Annotated in this window: 22 protein-coding genes; 3 read left to right on the top strand and 19 right to left on the bottom strand. The window is 38.7% G+C overall.

Annotated features, from left to right (window positions below):
• Positions 1–5 precede the first annotated feature (5 nt).
• Complete coding sequence (locus SanaruYs_RS01810; protein ID WP_127120795.1) at positions 6–614, bottom strand: IMPACT family protein; 609 nt, start codon at positions 612–614, stop codon at positions 6–8.
• Positions 615–701: 87 nt separating this feature from the next.
• Between SanaruYs_RS01810 and SanaruYs_RS01805 the strand changes: the two genes are divergently transcribed.
• Positions 702–1,514, top strand: coding sequence for a head GIN domain-containing protein (locus tag SanaruYs_RS01805; RefSeq protein ID WP_127120794.1), 813 nt, complete (start codon positions 702–704; stop codon positions 1,512–1,514).
• A gap of 71 nt (positions 1,515–1,585) precedes the next feature.
• On the opposite strand, the gene SanaruYs_RS01800 is transcribed toward SanaruYs_RS01805, so the two are convergent.
• The 15 genes from SanaruYs_RS01800 to SanaruYs_RS01730 form a co-directional block, all read right to left on the bottom strand.
• Positions 1,586–2,257 (bottom strand): lysoplasmalogenase, encoded by a 672-nt coding sequence (locus SanaruYs_RS01800; RefSeq protein WP_127120793.1) that lies wholly within the window; start codon positions 2,255–2,257, stop codon positions 1,586–1,588.
• A 12-nt stretch (positions 2,258–2,269) separates the two neighbouring features.
• Positions 2,270–3,451 (bottom strand): MFS transporter, encoded by a 1,182-nt coding sequence (locus SanaruYs_RS01795; protein WP_246011811.1) that lies wholly within the window; start codon positions 3,449–3,451, stop codon positions 2,270–2,272.
• Complete coding sequence (locus tag SanaruYs_RS01790; RefSeq protein WP_127120792.1) at positions 3,435–5,087, bottom strand: carboxypeptidase-like regulatory domain-containing protein; 1,653 nt, start codon at positions 5,085–5,087, stop codon at positions 3,435–3,437. The genes SanaruYs_RS01795 and SanaruYs_RS01790 overlap by 17 nt, the downstream gene beginning before the upstream one ends.
• A gap of 14 nt (positions 5,088–5,101) precedes the next feature.
• A protein-coding gene (gene prfB / locus SanaruYs_RS01785) for a peptide chain release factor 2 (RefSeq protein WP_127120791.1) occupies positions 5,102–6,203 on the bottom strand; the annotation gives its coding sequence in 2 pieces (ribosomal slippage) (positions 5,102–6,142 and positions 6,144–6,203; 1,101 coding nt in all).
• 24 nt (positions 6,204–6,227) lie between these two features.
• Positions 6,228–6,773: a hypothetical protein gene (locus SanaruYs_RS01780; protein WP_127120790.1), complete on the bottom strand. Its 546-nt coding sequence runs from the start codon at positions 6,771–6,773 to the stop codon at positions 6,228–6,230.
• A 43-nt stretch (positions 6,774–6,816) separates the two neighbouring features.
• On the bottom strand, positions 6,817–7,881 hold the full coding sequence (locus tag SanaruYs_RS01775) for a branched-chain amino acid aminotransferase (protein ID WP_127120789.1): 1,065 nt from the start codon (positions 7,879–7,881) through the stop codon (positions 6,817–6,819).
• Positions 7,882–8,063: 182 nt separating this feature from the next.
• Entirely contained in the window at positions 8,064–8,612 is a 549-nt protein-coding gene (locus SanaruYs_RS01770) for a cob(I)yrinic acid a,c-diamide adenosyltransferase (protein WP_127120788.1), read from the bottom strand.
• Between the two features lie 62 nt (positions 8,613–8,674).
• A complete protein-coding gene (locus SanaruYs_RS01765; RefSeq protein ID WP_127120787.1) occupies positions 8,675–9,388 on the bottom strand; it encodes an ABC transporter ATP-binding protein in 714 nt (237 codons plus the stop codon).
• 48 nt (positions 9,389–9,436) lie between these two features.
• Complete coding sequence (locus SanaruYs_RS01760) at positions 9,437–10,300, bottom strand: alpha/beta fold hydrolase (protein WP_127120786.1); 864 nt, start codon at positions 10,298–10,300, stop codon at positions 9,437–9,439.
• Positions 10,301–10,461: 161 nt separating this feature from the next.
• Positions 10,462–11,223, bottom strand: coding sequence for an NRDE family protein (locus SanaruYs_RS01755; protein WP_127120785.1), 762 nt, complete (start codon positions 11,221–11,223; stop codon positions 10,462–10,464).
• 22 nt (positions 11,224–11,245) lie between these two features.
• Positions 11,246–12,127, bottom strand: coding sequence for a DUF3667 domain-containing protein (locus SanaruYs_RS01750; protein WP_127120784.1), 882 nt, complete (start codon positions 12,125–12,127; stop codon positions 11,246–11,248).
• 804 nt (positions 12,128–12,931) lie between these two features.
• Positions 12,932–14,710 (bottom strand): glycoside hydrolase family 15 protein, encoded by a 1,779-nt coding sequence (locus SanaruYs_RS01745; RefSeq protein ID WP_127120783.1) that lies wholly within the window; start codon positions 14,708–14,710, stop codon positions 12,932–12,934.
• The gene (locus tag SanaruYs_RS01740) at positions 14,703–16,928 is read right to left on the bottom strand and encodes a bifunctional alpha,alpha-trehalose-phosphate synthase (UDP-forming)/trehalose-phosphatase (RefSeq protein WP_127120782.1); all 2,226 of its coding nucleotides are present in this window, start codon (positions 16,926–16,928) and stop codon (positions 14,703–14,705) included. The genes SanaruYs_RS01745 and SanaruYs_RS01740 overlap by 8 nt, the downstream gene beginning before the upstream one ends.
• A 63-nt stretch (positions 16,929–16,991) precedes the next feature.
• Positions 16,992–17,861: a mechanosensitive ion channel family protein gene (locus SanaruYs_RS01735; protein WP_127120781.1), complete on the bottom strand. Its 870-nt coding sequence runs from the start codon at positions 17,859–17,861 to the stop codon at positions 16,992–16,994.
• Positions 17,862–17,922: 61 nt separating this feature from the next.
• On the bottom strand, positions 17,923–18,849 hold the full coding sequence (locus tag SanaruYs_RS01730; RefSeq protein WP_127120780.1) for a universal stress protein: 927 nt from the start codon (positions 18,847–18,849) through the stop codon (positions 17,923–17,925).
• A gap of 111 nt (positions 18,850–18,960) precedes the next feature.
• Here SanaruYs_RS01730 and SanaruYs_RS01725 point away from each other — a divergent pair, with 111 nt between their 5' ends.
• Positions 18,961–19,842 (top strand): AraC family transcriptional regulator, encoded by an 882-nt coding sequence (locus tag SanaruYs_RS01725; RefSeq protein ID WP_127120779.1) that lies wholly within the window; start codon positions 18,961–18,963, stop codon positions 19,840–19,842.
• A gap of 27 nt (positions 19,843–19,869) precedes the next feature.
• Here the strand turns inward: SanaruYs_RS01725 and SanaruYs_RS01720 are convergent, their stop codons facing one another.
• The 3 genes from SanaruYs_RS01720 to SanaruYs_RS01710 form a co-directional block, all read right to left on the bottom strand.
• Complete coding sequence (locus SanaruYs_RS01720; RefSeq protein WP_127120778.1) at positions 19,870–20,862, bottom strand: sodium:calcium antiporter; 993 nt, start codon at positions 20,860–20,862, stop codon at positions 19,870–19,872.
• A gap of 128 nt (positions 20,863–20,990) precedes the next feature.
• Positions 20,991–21,749 carry a response regulator transcription factor gene (locus tag SanaruYs_RS01715; protein WP_127120777.1) on the bottom strand — a complete coding sequence of 253 codons (759 nt, stop codon included), beginning with the start codon at positions 21,747–21,749 and terminating at the stop codon, positions 20,991–20,993.
• Entirely contained in the window at positions 21,698–22,918 is a 1,221-nt protein-coding gene (locus SanaruYs_RS01710; protein ID WP_127120776.1) for a sensor histidine kinase, read from the bottom strand. The genes SanaruYs_RS01715 and SanaruYs_RS01710 overlap by 52 nt, the downstream gene beginning before the upstream one ends.
• 416 nt (positions 22,919–23,334) lie before the next feature.
• Between SanaruYs_RS01710 and SanaruYs_RS01705 the strand changes: the two genes are divergently transcribed.
• Positions 23,335–26,355 carry a glycosyltransferase family 117 protein gene (locus SanaruYs_RS01705; protein ID WP_127120775.1) on the top strand — a complete coding sequence of 1,007 codons (3,021 nt, stop codon included), beginning with the start codon at positions 23,335–23,337 and terminating at the stop codon, positions 26,353–26,355.
• Positions 26,356–26,477: the final 122 nt, after the last annotated feature.

The raw sequence follows: 26,477 nt of genomic DNA, 5'->3' as shown, positions 1-26,477 counted from the left end.
CAGAACTAACTTTCAATTGCCAGTTTAACACCTAACTTTTTCAAAAGCTCAAAACGTTCTAATGCCTGTGGTATATCAATCACACTTCCTTCCAGCAGCAGGTAACACGCTTCATCAAAAGTCTGTTCCAGAATTTTTAAATCAAATTCTTTAATAATCCTCATAATCTCACTTGTACTCTCATAAGGAAAGTAAAGCTTGATGGTTGCGGTAACTGTTTTTTCCTCAATAATTGCATTATTAAGCGCATCTTCTGCAGCTAATTTATATGCACTAATTAAACCACCTACACCGAGTTTAACACCACCAAAGTAACGCACTACAACAATTAGTGTATTGGTCAAATCCTTTGAGCGGATTTGTCCTAAAATTGGATCACCAGCTGAATGATTGGGCTCTCCATCATCATTAGCCCTGTGTCTTAATTGATCAACCCCCAACACCCATGCATAGCAATAGTGTCTGGCATCATAGTACTCCTTGCGCAAGGAAGCCAGATGGCCACTTACCTCCTCCTCATTTGCTACAGGATAGCAAAAAGCCAAAAACTTGCTACCCTTCTCTTTATACTGCCCTGCAGACTTACTTATAACCGTTCGGTAAGATGTGGTCATGATTCGCAAATAAAGTAAATTAATGTAATGCTGCGTGCAACCTCAGCATTTTAACCGCGTCTATGGTTAGTAATAACCCAAAACAAGATGAAAAGAATATTCATATTAACGGCAGTCTTATTGATCAGCTTAAGTGCTCTGGCTCAGAAAAAAGAAACCAGAAATGTTGGCACTTTTAAAAAAGTAGGTTTTGGAGGCGGAGGTAAGCTTTATATTAAGCAAGGAAGTCCTCAAAAGGTAGAATTAGAAGGTAACCAAGAAACCCTGAACAAGTATGAAACCATAGTTGAAGGGGACAAATTAAGTATAAGACCCAAAGAGCGGTGGAATAATTGGAACTGGAAAGATGATGATGATATTACTGTTTACATAACAGTTGAAAACATTACTGGCCTGGCAGTCTCTGGCTCTGGTGATATCATTGGCCAGAATGCTATTAAAACAGATGAATTAGATCTTAAAGTTAGTGGCTCTGGTTCATTAAAGGTTGAAGCTACCGTAGGTGGTGATTTGGAAAGTGATGTTTCCGGATCTGGAAACATTGAACTGAAAGCAAGTGCCCACAGTTTTGAAAGTGATATTAGTGGTTCGGGTGATGTAATTGCCTCAGTGCAAATAACAGGGAAATCATCTTTTAGTATTGCAGGCTCTGGTAAAATTATTGTGGATGGTCGTGCCAAGGAATTGATCAGCAGGATAAGCGGTTCAGGTAGTATAAAAGGTGAAAATTTTGAAGTTGAGGTCTGCGACATTAAAGTGGCGGGCTCAGGTAATGTCTATATCCATGTTAAGGACGAATTAAATGTGAGCATTGCCGGAAGTGGGGATGTGCGCTATAAAGGCGATCCAAAAAGAGTAAATAGCAATGCGGCTGGTAGTGGTTCTGTAAGGAAGTTTTGATGTTAAATATAAGACGTAAGTAGTAAGACACAAGACGCAAGATATGGGCTGCTTCAGGAATGAAGCAGCCTTTATTGTTTATGCTTGAGCAAACCCTCAATAATTAGGTATTGAGCGGTAATATAAGTTATCATTACCCATAAGCCACTGTTGGCCACTGGCATCAGAAACTTATTTATGGCAATGAGCGAATCAGAAATCATGAAAAGTGTAGCACCAAAAAAAACCATTGAAAAACTGCTCAAACTTGTGCGGCCAAAACGAAATAGAGCATTCAATACCATCAGCACTAATACCAAGGCATATATTACAACCGGTATTTTTAAATCACCCAGATGATTATACAAAACAGTAATTAGCCCTGTGCCAGCTAAAATAACGGGAAACGAATATCGAAAGCGCTGAACACCCATCAATGCATTACTAGTATCCTCGCTTCTAAATTGCTTGTACGTAAAAATGTAAAAAAGGTGTGCTGCCAAAAATGAAGCTAGTCCGAAAATAAAATACAATTCATGTTTAGGCTGATACATAAGCAAAACATCACCACCCCAGGAGAAGACCAATGCAAGAACAACCAGTTTGGATAACTCACTTTTTTCTACTGATAAATAATAGTAAAGTCCCAAAAAAGCCATCAACAACGGCTTAGAGAAATGACGTACAGTTGGCCAATTAAATAAGTGTGCAGTAAGTTCTGTGGCGGAAGCCAGTAGAAACAATGCCAGCGCTAACTTTTTCATGTATAAGCAATTTCAAATAGTAATTTTTTCGGCCCTTTTTACGAACATTAAATATAGAAAAGCAACAACACTAAAGCTCGAGCAAATCGCAAATGATAAGAATAAATTTTTTGGATTGTTGGCGTAAATAAAACCGGAACACAGTGCCCCAATACCAATACCTGCCTCCATAAAAATATAGAGACTGGAGATACCTCTTCCTTTAAAGTTTTCATCACTTAAGTCGGTAGCCCAGGCAAACAAAGTTGGCGAGGTCATGCCTTGTGCCATTCCATAGATGGATACACCAATCATAATATGCGCAGGTGTTGAACCTAAACCTATTACAAGCATACCTAAAGCGATAAGCATGGTTGAGACTTTCAATATATTAGCCCTTCCAAAATGGTCAGAAGCTTTGCCTGCTATCAAACGGACAGCTAAAGAAGCAACTGTTAAGAAAGTAAATAGTAAGCCCTTATTCTTTATACCAACATAATCTCCCAAATCAGGTAGTAAGGTAAAGGCTGCACCATATGCATAGGCTGACAACAGCATGATGATGCAAGGCACTAAAACCAGTGGCTCAAATAAATCCTTTTGCTTTAATTTTAACGATGTCCTGGAAAATTGCTTTTTATTACTTAGTGTTTCTTTGATAGAGAGTAGAATAATAATTGATATAAATCCGAATAATGAGGAAGTATAGAAAAGTGAATTCAGTGAAAATTGATTTGCAATAACACCACCAATGGCAGGACCTGCAGCCATACCAACAGAGCCTGCGGTTCCCAACATTCCCATTGCTTCTCCCCTTTTGTGTGCAGGTATAATGTCCGACAAATAAGCTGTAAGACCTGTAGGTGTAAAACCTGTAGAGAAACCATGCATTAAGCGTAATAATAAAAATCCGGATACCGAAGTAAGTAAAGGATATAATAGACTACAGATAATACAGACAACTCCACCAAACATCATCACAGGAACTCTACCAACGGTATCGGCCAGCTTTCCGCTAAATGGTCTGGATAATAAAGCCGTACAAGTGAATAGTGCAATGATTAGACCTTTGTATTCTCCACCTCCAAGAGATGTGAGGTAAGCGGATAACTCAGGTATTAGCATATTAAAGCTGGCGAAGAAAAGAGCCGCGCTTAAGCATACCAGCCAAAACTGTGTTGTATAAATTTTTGTTGAGCTACTCGTTTTTATCACTGATTAATAAATCAAAATCTTTCTTCAACGCAACATCATTGGGAAGACCAGCATTGACTTTAAAGTCGTTTCCGCTTTTATCAATAATAACTGTGCGAGGAATCTGAGTCAAGTTATACATTTGTGAAATGGTTGATTGCTCTCCTATTCTGAAGTTAGTAAAACCATCAATTTTCAAATTGTATTTTTCTATTGTACGTTTCCATTTAGCTTCATCTTTATCTATAGAGAGCAAGACAAATGCGACATTCTCTTTATATTTTTTAATCAACTTCTTCTGATATTCTATTTGTTGAAGACATAACAGGCAATCACTATTCCAGAAAGTTAAATAGATAATCTTCTTATCTTTATTTTCGTTTTTAAACCAGTTGAACCTATCATCTGCTTTACCACTCTCAATTTGATTTAATTCCTGGTGTTGGTATCGCTTAAATTGTTCGGACAAAGATTCTCCTCCACCCAAATCGCTGATAATTACGTCTTCCAGTGGAGTAGTTTTTAAAATAGTATTGTTACTCCAGTAGATAGAGTCATGCGGTATTTTAAGTAGGTCGAATTTTCCTGGTTCGTCTCCATAGAATGTTTCAAAGCCTTCCGTTAAAATTTCTGTAGCCATCATTTCAACGTGAAACAAATGGGTGCTGCCATTTCTTGCTACACTATTACCATCTCTTATTAAGTGGTATGGATAATAATTGCCTTTGTAAGGGGTATAGTAAGTAGTCGTTTTTATCGTATCCTGGTCCCAGAATTTAACATCAACAAGCTTAACAAACACATAGTCTTTAGTTGAAATAAAGAGTGAACCTTTATTACCAGGACGCAACTCGTACCCTTGTGTTGTGAGTACAGAATCTTTTCGAAGGTTGTAGCCAATTTCATACACTTCTTTGCCATCATAATAAGTAAGGCCTTCATAAGTAAAATCGTACTTGCCTGCGTCTGCTTTTAAACTGCTTACTTCAGCAAAAAAAGAAATATGATCACTCGGTGCATTCGCCTGATAACCTGCAATATCAGCTTGTAAAATATTTTTAATAGCAATTGGTGTATGCCCTTGAGAAGCCTTTGTCATATCAAAACTCCTACGCAATTGTGTTACACGTATTTCATCAGTAATACCCGCCACACTTTGCGTTGACTTATACCCTTTTCGTTTCCACACGTCAACTGATGCCTCTATCAGTCTTCCGTAAACTGAGTCGTCCTTGCAATAATGCCGGTAGAAGAATTTCTGAAAGAAAGGATCCGTGTTAAAATTATCAGAGATTGATCGGAATGCTTTATTAACAACTTTTCGAGCATTAACCTGTTTATTAAAAACAACAATTTCTTTTAATTGGGTGGCACTGGGTTCTAGTTCAACAATAACAAATTGATCTTTAGGAATACTATCTAATTGTAATGTTCTATAACCAAGACAGCTTACACGAATTGAAAAGTTATCAATAACTGATAATGAGAACTGACCATTTAAATTAGAGCTTGTGCCTTTGCTAGTACCCAAGAGGCCTATGGAAGCAAAGGGTATTGGTTGTTTTGTATCCTTATCTATGATTTTACCCTCCACAAGTTTAGCCTGACTAAAAGCCATAGAACTCAGAAGGCATAAACTTAATATGAGCTTAAACATGTTCAAGAATTAACTTAATTTTTTGTACTTGATTGCTCTTGTGCTTCCAATAAAAATGCTTTTATAAAATCATCTAAATCTCCGTCCAACACCGTTTGTGCATCTGTGCGTTCTACAGCGGTTCTTGCATCTTTCACTAATTTATAAGGATGCAACACATAATTTCTAATCTGTGAACCAAAATCAATTTTCATTTTACCAGCCTCTACTTTATCGCGTTCGCTGTTACGCTTTTCCATTTCCATTTGGAACAAGCGCGACTTTAGCATTTGCATGGCTCGTTCGCGGTTTGCATGCTGTGAACGTTCCACCTGGCATACTACTACGATACCAGTCGGCTTATGTGTAAGCTGTACTTTGGTTTCAACCTTGTTTACATTCTGTCCACCAGCTCCACCTGAGCGAGAGGTGTGCAATTCGACATCGCTTGGGTTAATTTCAATTTCAACTGTATCGTCAACTTTAGGATAGACAAAAACAGAGGCAAAAGAAGTGTGCCTTCTACCATTTGAGTCGAAGGGAGAAATGCGAACCAAACGATGAACACCAATTTCAGATTTCAACTTACCGTAAGCAAAAGGCCCGTCTATCTCCAACGTACCAGATTTCATGCCAGCAACTTCGCCAGGCAGGTAATCAATTTGCTTTACATCGTAACCACTCTTTTCACCCCACATAATATACATGCGGTTGAGCATATCTGCCCAGTCGTTACTTTCGGTACCACCAGCTCCAGGGTTGATTTCAAGAATGGCGCTTAACTGATCTTCATCTCGGCTAAGCATTTTCTTAAACTCTAGTTCTTCAACTGCCTTGGCTGTTCTTTGATATTCTTGTTCCAGTTCTTCATCAGATGCATCACCAGCATCATGAAACTCGTTAAGCACCTCTAAATCTTCTACGCGTTTATTTACAGCATCAAAGGCATCTGTCCACACTTTCACAGATCGCATGGTTTTCAACGTAGCCTCAGCTTGCTTAGGATTATTCCAGAAATCGGCTTGTTGAGTGATCAGCTCCTGATCAATTACTTCTACTTTCTTGCGATCGTAGTCAAAGATATCGCCTTAAGGCAACCACGCGGTTCTTAAGGTCTTTGATTTGCTCGTTTGTCATGATAAAAAATTTTTGGCAAAGGTATTAATTTCTGGGAATGTGAGGTGAAATATATCCTTTAGGTTGAAAACGTGATTCAGTATAGTAAAATGGGGAATTGCGGTCGATGATTCTTAATCTCTTTTTAAAACCAACCCTGTGCGCATTCTTCTTTGCTAACATCATTGGTAATCCTATGCCAATAGAAACAAGACTAATTGTGGCTACATTTTCGTTAATAGAAGCCTCATCTCCTTGGACAAATAGTACGTTTACCTGATCAACTAAAAAAATAAGAACACCTCCTGTTACCAAAAAGCCACCTACAACGTTTAGAAAGTTGCCTTGTTTGAAATAAACTCGTTCAACCTGATGTGTAGCTATTGTATCTACGTTGGTAACAATAGTTGAATCATTTATGGATATAATGAAAGAACGCGTCTTCTCCTTCTTGCTTTTTCGCTTGTACACGAATTCATCACCTGGCTGGTAACGCACTATCACTCTGTCATTTTTAATGATCAGTAATTGGTTTTGACACAAGCTGTTGATGCTAACCAACAAAAACACAAAGAGAAAGAATCTTATCATCGTCTTAAAATAAAAAAAGCGCCTGACTAAAGGCGCTTTTTATTTATATTTTTGTTATCCATCCAAATGGATCAGGCTGACTTCCGCTTTTTATAGCATCTAGTTCTTTATAAACTCTATTAGAAAATTCACGTTTTTCTATTGGAGGAAGGTGATAGTCTTTGCCCTCGTGTCCAATCAATTCAATATGCGCTATTGTAGCTGCTGTTCCTGCACCAAAGGCTTCTGTAACTATTCCTTTTTCCAAGCCGGCTATTAATTCATCTACAGAAATTCTTCTCTCCTCTACTTTCATGCCCCAATGACGTGCAAGGCTCAAAACACTATCGCGTGTAATACCTGCCAAAATTGAATCGCTTAACGCTGGTGTGATCAACGTATTGTCCATCACAAACATTACGTTCATGGTTCCTGATTCCTCAATGTATTTGTGCTCAACACCATCTGTCCAAACAAGTTGATGGTAACCTTTATCCTGCGCCATTTTAGCAGGGTAAATAGCACCTCCGTAGTTACCGCCTGCTTTCGCAAAACCGGTTCCTCCTGCAACTGCTCTTGTATAGTGTTTCTCAATTTTTACTTTTACCGGAGTTGAATAATAAGAACCTACCGGGCAAAGTATAATTTGAAAAGTGAAATTCTCTGATGGTCTTATACCGATGTACTCGTCAGCAGAGTACATAAAAGGTCTGATGTAGAGTGAGCTACCCTCGGCAGTTGGTATCCATGATCTGTCTAGCTCTATTAAAGCGCTTAAACTCTCCATGAAAAGTTCTTCGGGTATGTATGGCATGCACATTCTTTCAGCAGAAATGTTCATGCGTTTCCAGTTATCGAGTGCCCTGAAAACGTAGGCCGATCCGTCTTTACTTTTAATGGCTTTCATACCTTCGAAAATAGATTGGCCGTAATGCAAGGCTGGTGTTGCCGGGCTAATAGGCATATAGCCATAGGGCACAATTCTGAAATTCTGCCATTCGCCTTCTTTATAATCAGCCAAAAACATGTGGTCTGTATAAATCTTTCCAAAAGGGATGTTGGAAAAATCAATTTCCGGTAAACGGCTTTTCGATACTTTTTGAATGCTGATCTTTTCAGTGGCTATCATGTCGTTTTACTGATTTTTCGGCAAGATAATTTAATAATCCGAAGACGACTAACGATTGTTAGGAATTTGGGAGTGAATGTCGTTGAGTTAAGCCATTTTCTTGCCTCACCACCAACTCCGCTCTAAAGGAGAGGATGAATATGGAAGCTTATATAAACGACATTGAATAGAAAGTAGAAAAGCTACATCCTTGGTTTCCAGGGACTTTCTGAAATATTAAGTTCTTGTGACATCATTCTGGATAACACAAAAATATAATCTGATAAGCGATTGAGGTATTTGATAACCAATGGATCTACCGTATCGGTTTCATTAAGTGCAATCGTTAAACGTTCAGCGCGTCTGCATACTGTTCTGGCGATATGACAAAATGAAACTGATTGATGCCCGCCCGGTAACACAAAAAATCGCATAGGTGGAAGGTTAGCATCCATTTCATCCATACGTTTCTCCAAGAAATCAATGTCGTTTTCTTGAATGTGAGGAATTTTAACTTTTTGATTACCAGGCTCAGTGGCAAGTATAGAGCCAATAGTGAAAAGACGGTCTTGAACTTCCAGTAAATCATTTAGCCGTTTCTGGTTCACTTCCTGATCTCTAAGCAAACCGATGTAGGAATTTAATTCGTCTACTGTGCCGTATGTATCAATACGTAAATCTGATTTAGACACACGTTTGCCTCCAAACAATGATGTCGTTCCCTGATCTCCTGTCTTTGTATAGATTTTCATAAGCGTTTCAAAATGATGAACAATATCCAAAAAGGATATTGACTTTCAACACTGAAACAGGATTAGTGTTCAACAGGTTCTCCCCTGTTTACATTTTCATTCTTTCTATCCCACTCGATCAAACCATCTTTCAAACGGATAATACGATGCGCATAGTGAGCAATATCATCTTCGTGTGTCACCATAATGATGGTATTACCTTTATCATGAAGCTCTTGGAATAGGTTCATGATTCCGTACGATGTTTTAGAATCGAGGTTACCAGTAGGTTCATCTGCCAATATAATAGAGGGGCTATTCACTAAAGCTCGGGCAATGGCCACACGTTGTCTCTGTCCGCCTGATAATTCGTTAGGCTTATGGTGCCAACGGTTATCCAATTCAACACTTTTTAGTGCTTCCATTGCTATTTCTTCACGATCTGATTTACCGTATCCGGCATAAACAAGCGGAAGGGCTACATTTTCCAAAGCGGAAGCTCTTGGCAAGAGGTTAAAAGTCTGAAAAACGAAACCAATTTCTTTATTGCGTACCATGGCCAGTTCATTCTCTGTCATATCGCTTACCTCCTGACCATTTAGAATGTACGATCCACCACTGGGTGTATCCAAACAGCCTACGATGTTCATTAAGGTTGACTTACCAGAACCTGAAGGGCCCATAAAGGCCACATATTCACCTTTATCGATGGTAATGGAAATATCCTGCAAAGCACGCACAATGTTATCACCCATTTTGTACTCGCGTGAAATGTTCTTGGTTTCGATGATTTTCATGTATAATAAGTAGCGTTAAGTCTTAAAAATTACAATTTCAGATCAAAATTATTGCTGTATTGACGTTTTTTGCTGGATAAATGTTACACAACGGTTAATCACCCTGTCCTCTTTCAGAATCCTATTATGCCCTAACCCTTTGGTTTGGAATAAATTGGCCTGTGGATAAACCTTTTTAATGGCATGAGCATGCTCCATGGTCACTTCATCATCGTCTTCATCATACACAAGCATAAGATCAAATTCATGAGGTATTTGCTTGACTATCTCAAGGGCAGAAAATTCTTCAAAACGCTTGCCTGTCTGCTTAAGAATAAAGTCGCGAAACAATTTACCTATTCGTTCTGAGGCCTTTAATGCTTTAAGAAAGGATTTTATGATTTCTTCCCCAATAGTTGGGCTGGCAATATTAATCTGAACTTTGTTTTGAAGTCCGTTTGCCATGGCATACAAGCTTGCCACCCCCCCAAATGAATGGGCAATAATGGCTACGGCTTGTTCTTTATTGTACACACTTTCTATTACCCTGGCGAACTCCATAATTTCAGTCTTGCTGCCATCACTTTTTCCATGAGCCGGACCATCAATGGCTACAACCTTGAAGCCTTGTGCTGTAAAGGGCTCAACAAACTTTCTGAACTGTGTACCTCTGCCTGCCCAACCGTGGATCATTAAAACAGAAACGCCCTCACCCCAGGTATAAATTTGAATATTCTTTTCTCCCACAAGAAGTTTGTATTGTTGAGCACTACGCGCAATCTCTAGTTCTTTTTCGGGCGACTTGTAACGAATCGGTGTAAAAAATAAGTGCTGAAACCAACGAGCAGCCAATACAGGTGAAACGGCTTCAACCTTAGGAAATAACCACTGTATAGAACGTAAGGCAAAAGGCAATTTGGATTTTTTACTCATACTTGAAATTACGGATAAGAATTAAAAAATATAGTTAGGCATGCCATTACCTCAGACCTGTCTAACCGCTGATTGCTTCAGTATTCAGCGGTCTGACGGATTGTATTGTAATCAACGGCTTTGCCTTCTTAGTATAGCATTTTTTAAATATCACCGAGGTGCTACACAAATAACTCATAAGTACGGGTACTGTATGCAAAAGTTTGCAGATCATATACACGTTCATAGTACTGCACGTGATTATTATGATTTACAAGCATTACGGTAGAGCATCGCGTGCCGTAGTTGGGACTTTTAATAAACATAGCAGACAGCATACGTTCACGCTCAATCCCCACGCCCGTATCTGGTAGCAAGGCATCCGCTGCTCGCTCTTCGTTGTAAAGCATATTGAATAAAACCTCAGGGTCAACATCTTGCTTGTCGATAAATGAAGCAAAATGCTCTTTACCCCTTTCTATCTTTGGCCAGGGGGTATTTAACAAAGCATTACTTAAACCATGAATACCATTATTCAGTTTCTCAATGCCTCGTTTGTAATTTGATAAATAATAAAGCTCATCAGTATTACCTACTAACAAATTAAAACCATTGTACACAGACGCTTTCGGTTCAATGCCTTGTAAATAATCGTTAGCGTGTATGTCAGTTAGCAAAAAATCAGAAACCAACGCGCCTCGTGAAGGTGCTGTTTGTTTAAGATTATTTAAATCGCGGTAATTTGTTACCAAGGCCACGCGGCCATTTTTGTTCATGGCCATCCAGGTACCGCTGGCTTCTAAATCGCGACCACCTAAAATTTCAGGATGATCAGGCCAAAATTCTGCTGCTGCTGTTTTACGTTGATAGAATTCATCGCGGTTAGCCGCGACAATGAGTTTGTATTTTGGGTGGTTATTGAGGGATAAAAAAATGAGGCACATACTGAAAAAACCAAATTGTAACTTAAATTGTTCGTATAGATATGTAGAATAAAATTCCTTTATAAATAATATTCGCTATATACAATGACAATAACATTAGCAAAGATTTATAAGTTGCGGTAACCCATTTGTATCCATAATGGGTTTTAAAACCTCGAATAATGAAATATAAAAGAATTAAAGGTGAGACGAAACCAAAGAATTTATCACTTATTTGAAGAGGAGGTAGTTGAAGCATATCAAACACAGCCACCAACATCATTAAAAAAATAGATAAGCCTATCATATTCACAAATAAAAAGTATGCATTAAGTTCAAATGAAAGGTAAACATGATCAGCAAAATATCGTTTGGAAGAATAATTCAGCAATGCTAACGGTATGGCAGCAAGCAGCACCATTATCACTATCAACATTTTAGCTAAGCTATCGGATTTTGTTTTGTAGCGTTTAGCTAAAACTTCAAAGGCTATTTGTTCGTCAACTATTTTACTGTCAATAATACTTTTCGCATACTTACCATAAACCAACATGGTAGATTGATATTGCAATGGTGTACTTAAAGAATTGCTAGTCATGAACGGAAAGAGAAAGAAAATAAAATTGGCTACAAAGAAAATAGAAACAGGTTTCATGTAGGGCTGTCGAATACCTGCTGCAAAATCCTTAGATAGTTTACCTGGATTTTTAATAATTAAGCTTAATGTTCTAATGAACTTTCCTTCTAGAAAAGTAAAGGCGTTAAGAATTCCGCCAAGAACCTCCCTGATAGATTTTTCTTCTGGTAGTAATATCTTCTCTCCACATCTACCACAATATTTGCCTTGAAATTTATTATCACATGTTAAACACGTGCGCTCAGCTTCATAATCAAATTGATCTTGGCGCTTGCTAAGGAATTTCATAGGGGCTAAGTTCTATCGTTAATCGATGCTATTGAGCTATAGCAAGACCATTTACTGTAACCCAATATTAATTGAAAGATAACATTTACCAACCACTAAATTACAGACAGTTTCTAACTTATGGCATGTGTTCAACTTTCTAATCTTGTTTAGTAGTATTAATCAATTCCAGAATATCCCTAAAGTTTCCATTTGCATTCTCAAATTGCAAAGCTTTTTAGATTACAACCCCTTGAAGCGTAGCAATTAAAAATTTGGATTAATAAGGATTAAAGCGATATACTAAGTTTCAATTTTTATCCTTACTTGATTTTGCCTTCTGATTTTTGGAGAATGGTTATAACCAACAAACGCACATATTAATTACTAATAATTGGTGGGGATTCCGTGGTGTATCGACAGTTATCCCAATGCTCAAAAAGGAAACCTATTTAATTGTTTGGTTAAATCAAATCATTGATTTAAAGCAACTTAAAAGCTTTCAGAAAGGTAGTTTTGCCATTTATAAGTTCTTTGAAGCTGTTGCAGCTCAGCCCTTCTTATATGCTAATAATCAGCACATTATAAAGTAATAGGCCTTCATCACTTGAATACATTTCAAATGTTCGTATCTCCCTGAAGCGGGAGACGATACTTGACATGGTGTAAACAAACATTGTCCACTCCCCGCCTCCCGCAGGAGACGAGGAGCATCAACGGCACACCTCCAATTCGTAAATGTGCTTAGCTTGGTGGAAAATAGAACCGAATAAAACTGAGATCAAAAGTTCGTATCGTCCCTTGTGGAAGGCGATACTTGACCTATTAATTTAAGTAGCCCGGTAAATCCATTTTCTTGGCAATTCTGAACACAGCATTGATTAATCCTACATGACTATAGGTCTGCGGATAATTACCCCATTGCGAACCATCCAAACCTACATCTTCACTGAAGATACCCAGGTGATTAGAAAAGGATAAGATCGTATCAAGGGTTTTTCGGGCATCGTCTACCCTCCCCACGCATGCCAGCGCATCTACATACCAAAATGCGCATACCAGAAACGTTGCATGCGGTTTACCAAAATCATCAGGATGTAAGTATCTGTAAAATAAACCCTGTTCGGTTTTCAACAGGCTCTCTAATTCTCTTAAATGAAGTTTTGCTTTCTCTGACGTTGGATCAAGATAATTCATGGTGATCATCTTAAGTGTGCTGGCATCGAGATGCGTAACCCCCATGGCCTGAGAATACACCTTACGTTCGGTATCGTAGCACATTTCTAATTGAATAGCTGCCTGCTTACGTAGTCGGTCTGCTTTTTCAAACAACTCCTCATCTTTAAGTATTCTTGCCAGCTTACAAGCAGCCTCCGATCCTGCCCAATGAAAAAGCAAGGTGTAGGTGTGTACTTGTTTAACATTTCTAAACTCCCACAAACCTGCGTCTGGTTCGTCCATGGTTTTTTCTATCCAATCCAGCAGCCTTACAATAAGTGGACGAAATGAACTTCTCTTATTAAGCGTTAATCTCTTGTCTGTAAACAAGGGGAGTAAACCAACAAGAATCTGCCCGTAGACATCATTCTGAATTTGTTCAAAAGCTTTGTTACCAATGCGTACTGGTTGATTGTCTAAATAACCAGCCAGAGGAAGATGAATCTCTTCAGGTGGCTCCTCCCCTTTAATAGTATATAAAGGACTTATTCGTTCCTGATTACGCATAAGTATGTTTTCTATAAACTCGAAGTACTTTTCAAGTTCATCGAAATGACCAATCTCATTAAAGGCTTTTAATGTGTAGTAAGAATCCCTGAACCAACAGTAGCGGTAATCCCATGTACGCTGACTACCATCATGCTCTGGCAAACTGGTAGTTCCGGAAGCGATGATGCCTCCTGTATCTTCATACTGGTGTAACTTAAGCACGAGGGCGGAACGGATTACTTGCGCCTGATAGATATCAGGGATGTAAGTACTCTTAATCCAATCCTGCCAATACCTTATGGTCTTGTTAATGAAATCCTCAGCAGTTGTTTTTAATGGCGCTTCCAAAGGTTCACCATAAGTGAGTACCAGGTAAAGGCTTTTATTCAGGATGAAAGAAGTTTGCTCTTGTATATAACTCAACGATGCATTCGTTGTAAGTCGCATGGGGGTGTCGTAACCGGTAAAGGTTATGTGGTTACTGCCCACTACATGTGCAGACCCACCTTGACCATAATCTGTTCGTGGGTTACAAACAATCTTAATTGAAGGTGCCCCTTCCAGTATTTCAATTTTACGCACAAGCATAAGCGGTCGAAAGGTTCTTTCGTACTGATTGAATCTTGGTGCGCAATCCAATACCCTGAACCTACCCTGTGGCGTTGTAAATTCAGTACAGAGTACGTTGGTATTCTCAAAATAAAATTGCTCGGTCGTGAACTCACCTTCAGGTTGTATGGAAAACTCTCCTCCTTTTTCGTTATCGAGCAGAGAACCAAATACAAAAGATGAATCGAAGCGTGGCCAGCATAACCATTTTATACTCGCTTGTTTGTCTATGTAAGCCAGGTAAGAACAATTGCCAATAACTCCCAGATTGTATTGATGTTTAGTCATTAATGCGTTTAATTACAGTTTGAAGAAAAGGATTAACATGTTGTTGTGCGGGTAATCTGTACTTTGCTTTTGTTTCCCCCTCACCTACTTTTATAGTGATGGCATCTTCTCGCAAAGCTTCAAACATGTCTTCATCAGTTACATCATCGCCTATGGCAATGGTTATATCTGGATTAATTTGTTGTTTCAAGAGCAAAGCAGCGGTGCCTTTATCAACAGTAGAAGGTCTCACCTCAATTACTTTATTACCATCGATCAGGTTAAATGAAGAGTTTCTCAATAGATGAAAAAGACAATCCATTAATTCTCTTGAATGAAGAAATCCTGTTTTTTCATCTACATTTCGGTAATGCCAGGCAAGGGAGTGTCGCTTCTCTTCTATGAATGATCCGGGGCAGCGTTCTGTAAACATCTCAAAGGTATCGCGTATTAATTCTTTATCTACAAAAGGGGCGATTGTTTCTGTTGACCGATCACTTCCAACTTGTCGTATACGTGTACCATGTTCGGCAATGAGATGAATCGGCAAATCTCCAAACCATTTTTCTAATGCATCTAAATTTCTACCACTAATGATAACGATTTGATTCTGTGGATTTAAAGCTGCTGCCTTAAGCCAGTTCAATAATTCTGATGAAGGGACTGCTGCCTCCGGTGAAGATTGAAAAGCGACCAGTGTTCCATCATAGTCGAGAAATATTAGTCTTGTATTTGCTTTTTCAAATCCTTCCTTGATGTTTAATATATGTTTATCACTAAGCAACACCGTAACTGCATTGCGTTGCGCTTTTGTAATAGCATCTAAATCATCGAAAAAAGAAGCTACCCAGTTTACAACATTCTGCTTCTTTAGTCGCTTCTGCAATTCAATCATTCTTTCACGCTGTTCACCATGGTCCATGCCCAAAGCGTGCGAAATAGCATGTGCTACTTCATTTTTATCTGTTGGATTTACCAATATGGCTTCGGTCATCTCATGGGCCGCTCCTGCCAGTTCACTCAAAATCAAAACACCATCTTGTTGCTTTCTGCTTGCTGCAAACTCCTTTGCTACCAGGTTCATACCATCGCGTAAAGGAGTAATCAGTGCAGCATGCGCCACCTGATACATAACATTAAGCTCCCAAAACTTGAGTGTGTTGTAGCGATATAGAATGGGTTGCCATTGCAAGGTGCTGTATCGCCCATTAATCCGACTCACTTGCTCTTCAATCATTTTTCTACGTTCGTTATACTTAGAAATGATCTGACGTGAGGGAACAACAACTAAAATAAAAATAACTTTTTCACGCCACGCAGGATATAACTCAAGAAAGCGTTCAAAACCAGAAAGCCTGTGTGTAATGCCTTTCGTATAATCGAGTCGGTCTACTGAGAAGATAACCTTGAGCTGTCCAAACTTATCAATAATTGCTTTCTTCTCTTCCTTAACTTCAGGTGTATCAGGCATGTCATGAAATTTCTCGTAGTCAATGCCCAATGGAAAAATGTTGGCTTTTACCTTTCTGCCTTGCCAGTTTAATTGCCTGAACTTGTGGGTTAAACCGATCGTTCGCTGAACGCTGTCTAAAAAATGCTGCACATATTCATGTGTATGAAAACCAATTAAATCAGCTCCTAACAAACCATGGATAATTCTTTCTTTCCAACGATTGTGCAGCAAACGAAAAATCTCATATGACGGAAAAGGAATGTGCAAGAAAAAACCGATGGATACATCAGGTCTCTTTTCGCGGATCATTCCCGGCAGCAGCATGAGTTGATAATCGTGTATCCAGACAGTATCTCCTGGTTTTAGGATAGAGAGAATTTTTTCACTAAACAATTCATTTACTTCCTCATAACTTTTGAAGGTATCGTCTGAATACTCTGTATAACTGGGAAAGTAATGAAATAATGGCCAGAGTGTAGCATTGCAAAAGCCATTGTAGTAATGGTTATACTCTTTTGCCGGAACAAATAGTGGCTCTATCTCAAATGTTGCTCCACCGGTATTTTTTGCTTTATAGCGCGTCCATCGTTCTTCGGGAAAGTCCGCTGAACCAATCCATATTTTTTCTGAGAACAAGTTGCTTGTAGCTGTTTTGTCAAAGTAACTCTTCAGGGCACTCACCAAACCTCCATCACTTTCGCGCATGCTTACCTTACTACCTCGTTCTGTTAATTGAATGGGTAAACGGTTCGAAATAATAAGTAATCTTGATGTTTTGTCTGACATGAATTTTTGCTTAGAGAAGTAATTTGTTGTTAACGTTTAAAGGAGTATTAAACCAAGGAACTATTACTCAGCCACTGTAGCCTGATGAATAACACGTTGCGGAAAAGGGATTTCTATTCCAGCCTTATCGAAGGCTGCTTTAATACGTTTTCTAAATTCCCCGGATACCTCCCACTGTTTTATAGGTTGGGTTTCACCAACAATTTTTATAACAATAGAAGAATCTCCAAAATCATCAACACGAAGAAACTGTGGTGGTGTAATAATTTTTTCACTCCAGGCTTCATCAAGGGCTAATTCATTGCCTACCCTATTGATTACGGTCACAACCTGATCCAGGTCAGCGCTGTAACTAACGCCAATATTCATGTTTACGCGCGAAAAGGTTTTTGACAAATTTGCCACACGTTTGATATCCCCATGTGGCACATGATGCACAGTACCGTTCAAGTCCCGTAACGTAGTCATTCGCAATGTTATGTCTTCTACTAACCCACCTGTATCGTCCAGGTTAACAACATCGCCTATTCTGTATTGGTTTTCCAATACAATAAACAAGCCTGTTATAATATCACGGATAAGATACTGTCCACCAAAACCTACTGCTAGTCCGACAATGCCAGCACCTGCCAATATGGGGCCAATATCTAAACCCATTTGTTGCAATACCATTAACAAGGCAATTGTTGAAATGCTCACAGTTGCCACGCCCATCATTATGCGTTCCAGTGTTTGCTGGCGTTTGACTTCACCTAAACTTTCTGCTTCGCGTCTCACGGCCAGCATTACTCTAAGTGATTTCTTGATTACTTTATTAACTACTTTAATAATAATAAATGCAGCAATGGCAATTCCCAGTACTTTAAGGCCATCATCGCTTAACCAGTTTATCAGGTTATTCTTAACTGTTTCGAAATAGCTTGCAAAGTTCATGTAATAATTTAGTAGTGAGTGATTAGATTAATTGATACTCGTATTAAATAATTATTGGTGCTTAAGAGAGCGCCCAAGGTTGTAAAGGCAAAGAAGTACTCGTTATACTCTCCATTTCCACATTTGGATCAATACCTTGTTGCGGTCGTATACTCAGCACAGGTACTTTAGCATGGTTAACAATATCTTGTGTATAAGGCCCAAGGAAGAAATCCTTCAGCGAGTTATCCAGTGTAGCCGTAATTACAATTAAATCTGTTTTAACAGCATTGGCTATGTCTAACACTTCTCTTGCTACATTCTCACAATTGTGTACTTCGCTGTTACACTCAACATCGTCTTCCGTAATCCTGTTTCTAACAGTATCCACCAGTTTTTTCATTTCAATGAAATCACCAGTATCATTCTTTTTAACAATACCGGCTACTAACAGCGTAGAGCTATTCTTACGGATAATCGGACGCACATATTCATACTTGTCCAAGGCATGAGGCACCATGCGTATTGGGAAGAGTATTTTCTTAAAATCAAGCCACTGCTGAGTACCCGGAATAGTCATGACCGGACAAGGCGCATTTTTTACAACACGGTAAGCATTAGAACCTAGAAAGAACTCACGTAAACCAGAAGCACCATGTGTGCCCATTACCACCAGATCATATTTTTTATGCAGCGCCCAACGGCAAATCTCATCGGCAGGATTTCCTGCTTGCACTATGTGATTAATTACTATATCATGTTTCACCCGTAACTCCTTACATAAATTCGCAAGGTTGTCGTTTGCATCTTTCTGTAGCTTCGGAAAAACTTCAGCGCCAGCACCACCCGCTTCAGGTGGAAACAATAAGTATGAATTCTCAATTACATAAATCAGCGTAAGCGTAGACAATTGACGCTTGCACATGGCTATGGCCGTTTCAAGTGCATTGCTGGCAATCGGAGAAAAATCGACCGGCACCAGAATTTTTCGTATTTCGTAAGCTTCCATAATGTACTTATTTACAGTGACAATAGAATATTCCTTATTTTTATGCAAATTTAGGCCATAATAACCATTAGACTGTGGAAGAAAAACGAGCTATTATGGCACTTTTTACTGATGACTGATTTTATTGACGAAATACCCGCCTACTCCATTGAATCGCTTCGAACAGTAAGCACTGAAGAAGAAGCGAGGGATTTTGAGTTTTTCAGGTTTGAATATTTTGCGAAGGACATTGAGCACCTAAAGGCGCCTCATCGACATTCTTTCTACACTTTCATTTTGGTTACAGGTGGTGGTGGCAGTCACGATATTGATTTTACCACTTACGATTTAAAACCTAATCGCTTATTCTTAATTGCCCCAGGTCAGGTGCATGCCTGGAATCAGCTGATAAATATCAAAGGCTTTGTTGTACTCTTCACCGATGGCTTTGTTGCTTTATCTAAAGGCCGCAAGCTTATGAGTAACTGGCCACTGTTTAGATTGGATCAACCCTGCTTTATCGATTTAAGTGCTGCAGAATCAGAAAATTGGCAAGAAGAACTTCGCTTTATGGAAGGTGAAGCAAAACTCCAGGATACCTTTAGTCGTGATGCTATATTCTACTCTATTGGAACCTTATTAGTACGTGCATCGCGTTTATATATTGGTGTAGCACCAGATGAAAACCTTAATCAGGATTTACTTTTTGTTTTTCAGGAGTTGATTGAGAAAAATTATGTAACCATGCGAGCACCGAAGGACTATGCTGCATTGTTAAACATTACACCGAATCATCTTAACGCCATTTGCAAAAAGAAATCTGGTAAATCTGCTGGAGGATTGATACGGCAACGTGTACTGCTTGAGGCCAAGCGTTTGCTGGCACACACAAAATTGTCGGTGGCTGAAATCGCCTACCAACTTAATTTTGTTGACAACTCATATTTCGGTCGCTATTTTAAAAAATACTTACACATAACACCTGAGCGTTTTCGAAAACAGTTTTCGGGGTAGTGTTTATCGTATACAGTCTTGATGAAATTATCCCTTAAGAAATAAAATTATTACCAACCCGATATATAAAATTAAAATCATGAAACCATCCTGACTCAAACGCCAAAGCTTTTTTTCAGGACGCGTTACAAAACCGAGTGCAACAATTGCAGTCATCATAATTGATATAAAAACAGATAGCATGTGTGTTTCAGACAGACTTTCAAACAATGACCCAGCCGTATAAAAAATATCAGTAATCGCTAGTATCAAAATATTGAAAACATTGCTTCCTAATAGGTTACCGATTGCCATCTCCAAAGCTCCCATTTTTAAAGCGGAAATAGAAATCACAAGCTCCGGTAAGGAAGTAATTATAGCTAGAAATAAAGTTCCAAAAAATGAATCACTTATACCTGTTTGCTGTGCGATGTTTTCACCAAAGTAAGGTAAAAATAACGCTGCCAGAATCACCAAAACAGCATGAATACTATATATTGATATTGCGCGTAACATGCTGATCTTTTCAGAATTAGCACTTGGCTTTATATCATCCACAGATGGATGAGTCTTTTCATGCAAAAAGACTCCACGTATAGCAGCAAAATATAGTAAAGTTATCAAAATACTAAATGGACTTAACCATAATAGATTGGGTGTTACGTCAGTTAGTAATAGCGCAACACCAACAGTACATAATAATATTATGCTGAACGCTCCAGTAATAAGATGACTTGTTCTAATAAGGGATATAATTGGCTTTTTGACCATTACATCAAGCAACGAAAGAATCAATAAATTAAAGGCACAACTACCTAAGATATTTCCGACAGCCAAATCAGGTGCCTTCACTACAATAACTGCGCTCAGTCCTGTTACTAATTCCGGCAATGAAGTTACAGTTGCCATTAAGACTAAACCAATCCACGCTTTGCTTAACCCTGTAAGCTCGGCCAAAAGATTACCATACTTAGATAATTTAATCCCACTAAAAGTAATCAATGCAGCGCAAAACAAGAATCCAAATATATTAGTGATCATGATCTATAGTTTTACCAACATCCGGCTAAAATAAGCTAAATGAGTGCCGATCTCATAGAATTAGATTGATAAAATTAGACTAAACCTTAGATAGCGAGCAGAATGTCTTTTGATCAAGCACGAAAGCGCTAATCAACCATCAGCTCCATTCCTACTTTCAAAATATAACCTACTCCCCTGACGTTCTCAATGCGCAACTGCTTATCAGTACTTAGGTATTTCCGTAGTTTGGAAATGAAAACATCCATACTGCGTGCCACAAAAAATCCATCGTCCTCCCAAATGGACTTCAGAAAAACCTCTCGCTCTATAAGCTTACCAGCATGTCTTAAAAACAATTGTAACAATTTACATTCTTTATGAGTGAGGCGTGTAGTGGTTCCGTTGGCATTCAAAAGTAAATTATGAATATCTAATGTTGTATTGGCAAGTTTCAATACAGAATGCTTGCTGGTAGTATCATCTTCATGACTTCTTTTCAAAATAGCTTCCAATCTGTATTTAAATTCTTCAATACTAAAGGGTTTACACACGTAATCATCAGCACCCGACTGAAATCCACGAATACGGTCTTCCGTTTGGCTCTTAGCTGTTAAAAACACGATAGGCACATGCTGATTATACCTTCTAATTTCTGTAGCCAGTGAAATACCATCCTGTTGTGGAAGCATGATATCCAAAATACAAAGGTCGAATTGGTTATTATGAAAAGCAGTTAGCCCCTGCTCACCGCTTGAATAGTGTTTTACTTTCCAACCATGTGCATCTAATGAATCTTTAATTAGAAAGCCCAGGCTTTCATCATCTTCCACCAACATTATTTCGCGTTGCTTCATCATTTCGGTAACAATATTCTTACTTCGGTTCCTTGGTTCAGTTCGCTCCATAAATTAACATGACCCTTATGCGAGTCTATAACCTGCTTTACAAAATTAAGCCCTAGTCCAAAACCCTTTACATTATGTACATCACCAGTAGAGATCCTGAAAAACTTATCGAACACTTTTTTGGTCATTGAAGATTCAATACCAATACCTTTGTCAATTACCTGAATTTCAACCCCCTTGCCGGTATCTTGTGTGCGCACTATTATACTTGGGTTCTGTGGCGAATACTTTTCTGCGTTATCTATTAAATTGGCAATGGCCTGTGTTAACAACTCACGGTCGCCTATAATCTCTGGATTCGCTGCTTTAAACTCTAACTGAATATCACCATTTCTCTGTTGTAATTTGAAATGGAAAGCTTCTGCACAATCAATAATCAACTGGTGAAGATTTAACTGCGCCAATGACGGACGTTTCAGTTGGTCTACCGAAGCCCCCAGTAACACCTGATCGATTTTCTGCCGCAACTTTTCGTTCTCTTTCATCAGTATATCTATATACAATTGATTATCCACATGTGCTTTCTTTTTCAGAATTTCCGCAGCAATGCCAATATTGGTTACTGGGGTTCTGAACTCGTGGGTCATGTTGTTGATGAAGTCGTTCTTAAGCTCCGAGAATTTTCGCTCCCGTAATAAGGAAACAATGGCATAGGCGAAGAAAGTAAACATGAGCAAAAGAATGGCAGTGGAGAATATCCAGATTTTCATTTCTGCAGCCAGGTAACTTCTTTTTCCAGGAAAATATATGGCTAAGTTCTTCGCACCACCTGCCTCAACAGATTCATTTTTATCGTTATATAACTTTTGTCTTGTGGCCGCTACGTAATTTCCATACACGAGGGTATCATCATCTGCATTATAGATACCAAGCTCATAATCTAAAGTAAGGCTGCGTAACTCAAATTCATTTTTTACCAGCTTATCAATTTCCTCGCTATTGAGTTCACTCTCGGTGGTAGCCAGAAAGAAGTTTGAGGATAATTTTTTAATCTCTGTATCCTTCGCCACTGAATCCGCAACTTTCTTCAATGCCACTTGTACGGTGTGATCAAATTGCTTTTCGGCTACATCAAAAGCCCTATTAAACCAATATAATTGAACGCTGAAAAGGCAAATTAACAGGAAGGTTCCCCAAATGATTATGCTCCTAAGATACTTGCTTTTCATAGTTCACTAGTTTATTAATATGCTAGTCCACGTCTTTACCTAAAATCCGTCTGACCGCTGTTTGATGCGCAATAGAGCGGTCTGACGGATGGCATTGGAGGTTAATTTTTGTTATTTCAAACTTAATGGTATCAAAACGGACTAGCAGATTGATTGATATTAAAATGCAGATCATAATGCTTAATCCTGCTCCCAAATTGCAGATTTTATATTCAGTGCCAAAAGGAATAGGTCTTTAATTTTGGTTGATGTTGGTTTTTAACACTTCGTTAACGCAAAGACCCAATGCTTGGGTTTATAGTAGAGACGCGAGCATCGAAGAGACGCGAGCATCGCGTCTCTGTTAACACTTCTTTACACTTGTTAACATTCCTGCCTATTCAATAACACTAGACTTGTACGAACAAACCATTACTATGTTTTCTACAAGAAGTATTATTCTCTTTGCCATTTCAGCCTTTCTGATTTTTACCGCCTATTTATGCATGGCATTCGACACGGAAGCGAACGGATTTGGCATAGCCACTCTATGGGTGGCACCTCCCCTTTTACTCTTTGGATTCTTTCTACCTGTACTTGGTATTATAGGTATTGAAAATATAGCAGGTTTAAAGAAAAATAGTATGCATTGGTTTAGTTGGAAAAATACCATCGGCTTACTTGTCTTTTTAATTGCATTGATAACCTATTTGATTACCCTGGAACCAACTGCTAGTCTATGGGATTGCGCTGAATTTATTGCCTCGGCTTATAAACTGCAAGTGCCTCATACACCCGGCACACCGCTTTCATTACTATTCGGAAGATTATTCTCAATGCTAGCTCCCGATGTACAGGAAGTTGCTTGGTTTGTAAATTCGATGAGTGCATTCTTTTCTGCTTTAGCTGTTTTCATGGTCTACCATATCATCGTTCACTTTGGCACAAAACTGATGTCGTCTCAACAGGGTTGGTATCACATTGTTTTAATATTGGCTTCACTCTGCGGGAGTTTATGCCTCACCTTTTCCGATACTTTCTGGTATACCGCAGTCGAGGCTGAAACCTATGGTATTGCCAGTTTCTTCCTTTTACTGCTCATTTGGATCATGCTAAAAGCTGTGGATAGCGAAGAATCCCTTCGTATCCGACTTTTCATATTACTGGCGTACATGAGTGGGTTGGCCTATTGCATTCATCCCATGTGCTTACTTGTCTTGCCGATACTTCCATTTGTGTGGTACACAAAAGATAACCATTTCAGGTTATTTCCTGCACTGCTTAAGATTGGATTGGGTTTAGTACTTGTTTTATTGATCAACCGTTTTGTGGCTATTGGCATTTTCGATCTTGCTTTTACTTTTGATCGCATTGCTGTTAATAATATTGGACTCCCCTTTTACTCAGGTGTTTTCATATTGCTGTTTGTTTTTGTGATAGCCTGTTATTTCTTACTGATAAAATTCAATACGTATAAAATGTATACCTGGGCTGTCATTTTTCTTATACTAGGTTTTCTGCCATATCTCATGCTCTTCATCAGGTCTAATCAGAATCCACCAATCGATGAAACCAATCCCGAAGATCTATACCAGATTAAAGCTTACATGAACAGAGAGTCGTATGGTTCAAGTCCATTGTTGTATGGGCCCTACTTTGATGCAAAAATTGAAAATGTAACAACGAAGAATAAAGCTTATTACAAAGATGATAGTGGATACAAAGTAGCAGGCAACAGAGCAAATTATGAATTTGAAAAATCGAGACAAACTATTTTACCCCGTATGTACAGTCGGGATGCACACCACGTTGAAGCCTATCGCCAATGGATGGGGATGAAACCCAACGAAAAACCAAATTTTGCTTATAACATAAAATTCATGCTCAGCTATCAGATTGGCCATATGTATTTACGCTATTTGCTATGGAATTTTGTTGGCAGAGAAAGTGATATTCAAGATAGTGCCTGGCTCAAGCCCTGGGATAGGTTAAGCAAAGGCAACTTCGAACGTGCTCGAAATCAGTATTGGATGATACCGTTGATGCTGGGTATAATTGGTGCGTGGACACAGTTTCGAAAGGATAAGAAAGGATTTATTGTCAACCTTGTATTCTTTCTCTGCACAGGTTTAATACTGGCGCTGTACCTCAACTCACCCCCTATTGAACCACGCGAACGCGATTACATTTATGTTGCTTCGTACATTGCTTTTGCCATTTGGGTAGGTCTGGGTGTATTGTCGATTGTACAATTGTTCCGCAAGCCTGGCATTGCCCTGACACTAGGTGCTGCGATAGGTCTATTGCTTCCCGTCTGGATGTGTTATCAAAACTATGATGATCATACTAGAGCTGGCAGAACCTTTCAAATGGATTATGCCAAAGCGATGCTAAATACTTGTGCGCCTAATGCTGTACTGTTTACGGGTGGCGATAACGATACCTTTCCACTTTGGTACTTACAAGAGGTTGAAGGGTTTAGAACCGATGTTCGTGTAGTGGTATTGAGCTATTTTAATACAGACTGGTACATTAACCAACTAAAAAAACAGTACTATAAATCAGCTCCGTTACAACTCACGCTAACTGAAAAAGATTATCATCAGTACGGATTAAATGATGTACTCTATATCGATGACAAAATTAAACAAGGAATCGATGTGCAGCAGTACCTGAGTCTGATCAGCGCAGAACATCCGGCATTAAAAGTCGTTACTGGAAAAGACGATGCTTACCACTTATTGCCTTCACGTTTATTAAAACTAAAAACATCAAATTATTCTGCCGAACCACTCTTTTTAAGAGTAAGCGGAAATTACCTAGAGAAAAATGCATTGGCTATACTTGACCTGATCGTAAGCAATGAATGGAAGAGGCCTTTCTATTTTAATGTTACTTCTATGAATGGTTTGGGTATTGAATTAGAACCTTATTTGGTGCAAGAAGGCTTACTCTACAGATTATCTCCAACGAAAAGTGAAAATGGTCCTGCTGTAAACATCGATTTAACTTATAAAAATCTTATTGAATTAACAGACTTCTCCAACCTAGCTGATAAACAAGTCAACTTTAATTATGAAGATTACCATGCCCGCATGATCGTGCCGCTGCGACAAGCTTTTAACACATTAGCCGAAGCTTATATTTTGGAAGGTGATAATGAAAAAGCCGTTGAGGTAATCAAAGTGTCATTAGAAAAATTACACTATCCACATTTACTTCCTTCCTTCACTGATTTATACGTTGCAGAATTGCTGATTGAACTTGGTAATACTAAGTTTGCTCAAGATTTCACCGAGCAATTATTCAATTTCTACTACGATCAGGCGATAATAAACATTGCTGAAAACAAAACAGTCGAGCGATTAGATCAATATATGCTCCGACAATCCGCAGCTATATTAAATAGCCTTGGTGATTCCAGTTATAGTAAAACACTTACAACTATAGGTCTGTAAGATGAAATAAAATTAGTGTTGTATAGAAAAGTTTGCGCCAACAAATTTTGATGTAACAAAAAAAGTAGCCCTATCCTTCAGACCGCTGAATACTAAATTAAACAGCGGTCAGACGGATTTTA

Origin of the sequence: Chryseotalea sanaruensis (assembly GCF_003990915.1) — a bacterium.
GTDB classification, from domain to species: Bacteria; Bacteroidota; Bacteroidia; order Cytophagales; family Cyclobacteriaceae; genus Chryseotalea; species Chryseotalea sanaruensis.
Note: the sequence above shows the minus strand (reverse complement) of the source record. Positions and strands in the feature narration are given on the sequence as shown.

What these genes read in the sequence shown, in the direction of transcription:
- SanaruYs_RS01810 (WP_127120795.1), bottom strand. Translation starts at nt 614, where the DNA reads ATGACCACATCTTACCGAACGGTTATAAGTAAGTCTGCAGGGCAGTAT.
- SanaruYs_RS01805 (WP_127120794.1), top strand. Translation starts at nt 702, where the DNA reads ATGAAAAGAATATTCATATTAACGGCAGTCTTATTGATCAGCTTAAGT.
- SanaruYs_RS01800 (WP_127120793.1), bottom strand. Translation starts at nt 2,257, where the DNA reads ATGAAAAAGTTAGCGCTGGCATTGTTTCTACTGGCTTCCGCCACAGAA.
- SanaruYs_RS01790 (WP_127120792.1), bottom strand. Translation starts at nt 5,087, where the DNA reads ATGTTTAAGCTCATATTAAGTTTATGCCTTCTGAGTTCTATGGCTTTT.
- SanaruYs_RS01780 (WP_127120790.1), bottom strand. Translation starts at nt 6,773, where the DNA reads ATGATAAGATTCTTTCTCTTTGTGTTTTTGTTGGTTAGCATCAACAGC.
- SanaruYs_RS01775 (WP_127120789.1), bottom strand. Translation starts at nt 7,881, where the DNA reads ATGATAGCCACTGAAAAGATCAGCATTCAAAAAGTATCGAAAAGCCGT.
- SanaruYs_RS01770 (WP_127120788.1), bottom strand. Translation starts at nt 8,612, where the DNA reads ATGAAAATCTATACAAAGACAGGAGATCAGGGAACGACATCATTGTTT.
- SanaruYs_RS01765 (WP_127120787.1), bottom strand. Translation starts at nt 9,388, where the DNA reads ATGAAAATCATCGAAACCAAGAACATTTCACGCGAGTACAAAATGGGT.
- SanaruYs_RS01760 (WP_127120786.1), bottom strand. Translation starts at nt 10,300, where the DNA reads ATGAGTAAAAAATCCAAATTGCCTTTTGCCTTACGTTCTATACAGTGG.
- SanaruYs_RS01755 (WP_127120785.1), bottom strand. Translation starts at nt 11,223, where the DNA reads ATGTGCCTCATTTTTTTATCCCTCAATAACCACCCAAAATACAAACTC.
- SanaruYs_RS01750 (WP_127120784.1), bottom strand. Translation starts at nt 12,127, where the DNA reads ATGAAATTCCTTAGCAAGCGCCAAGATCAATTTGATTATGAAGCTGAG.
- SanaruYs_RS01745 (WP_127120783.1), bottom strand. Translation starts at nt 14,710, where the DNA reads ATGACTAAACATCAATACAATCTGGGAGTTATTGGCAATTGTTCTTAC.
- SanaruYs_RS01740 (WP_127120782.1), bottom strand. Translation starts at nt 16,928, where the DNA reads ATGTCAGACAAAACATCAAGATTACTTATTATTTCGAACCGTTTACCC.
- SanaruYs_RS01735 (WP_127120781.1), bottom strand. Translation starts at nt 17,861, where the DNA reads ATGAACTTTGCAAGCTATTTCGAAACAGTTAAGAATAACCTGATAAAC.
- SanaruYs_RS01730 (WP_127120780.1), bottom strand. Translation starts at nt 18,849, where the DNA reads ATGGAAGCTTACGAAATACGAAAAATTCTGGTGCCGGTCGATTTTTCT.
- SanaruYs_RS01725 (WP_127120779.1), top strand. Translation starts at nt 18,961, where the DNA reads ATGACTGATTTTATTGACGAAATACCCGCCTACTCCATTGAATCGCTT.
- SanaruYs_RS01720 (WP_127120778.1), bottom strand. Translation starts at nt 20,862, where the DNA reads ATGATCACTAATATATTTGGATTCTTGTTTTGCGCTGCATTGATTACT.
- SanaruYs_RS01715 (WP_127120777.1), bottom strand. Translation starts at nt 21,749, where the DNA reads ATGGAGCGAACTGAACCAAGGAACCGAAGTAAGAATATTGTTACCGAA.
- SanaruYs_RS01710 (WP_127120776.1), bottom strand. Translation starts at nt 22,918, where the DNA reads ATGAAAAGCAAGTATCTTAGGAGCATAATCATTTGGGGAACCTTCCTG.
- SanaruYs_RS01705 (WP_127120775.1), top strand. Translation starts at nt 23,335, where the DNA reads ATGTTTTCTACAAGAAGTATTATTCTCTTTGCCATTTCAGCCTTTCTG.